This is a genomic window from uncultured Ruthenibacterium sp. (assembly GCF_963558415.1).
Taxonomy (GTDB): domain Bacteria; phylum Bacillota; class Clostridia; order Oscillospirales; family Ruminococcaceae; genus Ruthenibacterium.
The window spans coordinates 1-1,834 of record NZ_CAUWGY010000156.1; the positions used below are offsets into that span (position 1 = coordinate 1).

Genomic DNA, 1,834 nt, shown 5'->3' on the forward strand with positions numbered 1-1,834 from the left:
AACCTGATTGCCACTGTTGTTCGTATGCGAAAGGAGGGACCTTATCGCAGTTTATATGATTTTTGCCACCGGATGCATGGAACCGAAATTAATCGTCGTGCCGTCGAAAGCATGATTAAAGCAGGGGCATTTGATAATATTGAATCCAAAAGACGTGGTATGATGGATGCCATAGATGGAATTCTAAAAAGCGTTGAAAGCGACGCTCGTAAAAATTTGGAAGGCCAAATGGATCTTTTTGGGGAGTTTGCGGACGTATCCAATACAGTCTCGGATTACAAAATTCCCGACTGTGAAGAATACCCCTACGATATGCTGCTTCAAATGGAAAAAGAGGTCAGTGGACTTTACCTTTCGGGACATCCATTGGGTCAATATCATGAGCAGATTGAAAAATATGCCACTTGTAAAATTGCCGATTTGAATGGCGAACAAGCGCATCAATACGACAATCAAAGTGTTCGGTTAGTATGTGCAGTCGTACGCAGTAAGACCATTAATACGAGATCCGGTGGAGTAATGGCCTTTATTACAGTAGAGGATCTTACGGGAACAATTGAAGTTCTTGCTTTTCCAAAGATTCTACTTAAGTGTTCACAGGCTGTGCGTGAAAATGCGGTTGTAGTTATTTCAGGGCGTGTCTCCTATAAAGAAGATGAGGCCAGTAAAGTTATTGCTGAGGAAATTACGGAAATTGATGAGTTCGGAACAGAAAAAGAAAGCTCTTCTTGCAACAAAAATACAAAAAATGAACTTTGGTTGCGACTTTCGTCCATGAAAAGTCCAGCCTTTGAGGAAACCCGGAATCTTTTAAGCATTTTTGAAGGGGATTGCCCCGTATATATGTATTTTGAGGACGTAAATAAACGTATGCGTGCCCCAAGATCGCTATGGTGCGTTCAAAATGAGCTGCTAATCTCTGAACTGGAACGGATTTTGGGAAAGGAAAATGTAAAAGTTCGATAATTTAATAACAAAACTGGTTGAATTTGACGCAACAAATGTTTATAATAAAAAGCAGCCACAAGACAGGATATTTGAAGGAGGATATATCTATGGCAAGCGAGATCAAAACGATTGGTGTGCTAACCAGCGGCGGTGACGCCCCGGGCATGAACGCCGCGATTCGTGCGGTTGTGCGCTCTGCGCTTTTCAAAGGTTATAAGGTAAAAGGAATTCGCCATGGGTACAACGGCTTGCTGACAGAAGATATTATTGATATGAATCTCCGGAGCGTTTCCGAAATCATTCATCGCGGTGGTACAATTCTGTACACAGCGCGTTGTTTGGAGTTCAAGACTCTGGAAGGACAGCAAAAAGCGGCCGATGCATGTCGGAAAGCCGGCATTGACGCCTTGGTTGTTATTGGCGGTGACGGATCTTTCCGCGGTGCTAAGGATATGGCTGCACAGGGAATTCCGTGCATTGGAATTCCTGGTACAATTGATAACGATATTGCATGCAGCGACTACACCATTGGTTATGACACAGCTATGAATACCGCTGTCGAAATGATTGACAAATTACGCGATACCACACAAAGTCATGATCGCTGCTCTGTTGTAGAAGTAATGGGACGCAATGCAGGCTATATTGCATTGAATACTGGTATTGCAGTAGGAGCACTTGTTACATTGATTCCTGAGGTTCCGTTTGATTTGGATCGCGATGTGATTTCCAAAATGAAGGGAACTCAGAAAACAGGTAAAAAGCATTTCATCATTGTCGTTGCAGAGGGTGCTGGTAAGGCTTCAGAAATTGCAAATGAAATTCAGGCCCGCACTGGAATCGACTCTCGTGCAACGGTGCTTGGTCACGTTCAGCGTGGTGGTTC

The 1,834-nt window shown here is 43.5% G+C and carries 2 protein-coding genes; both read left to right on the top strand.

Annotation, left to right across the window (positions count from 1 at the left end; translation table 11 throughout):
• The coding region (locus tag AB5H98_RS13355) for an OB-fold nucleic acid binding domain-containing protein (protein ID WP_367926373.1) at positions 1-966 on the top strand (966 nt) is incomplete at its 5' end.
• A gap of 89 nt (positions 967-1,055) precedes the next feature.
• A partial coding sequence (locus AB5H98_RS13360; protein ID WP_367926374.1) for an ATP-dependent 6-phosphofructokinase occupies positions 1,056-1,834 on the top strand: 779 nt, incomplete at its 3' end.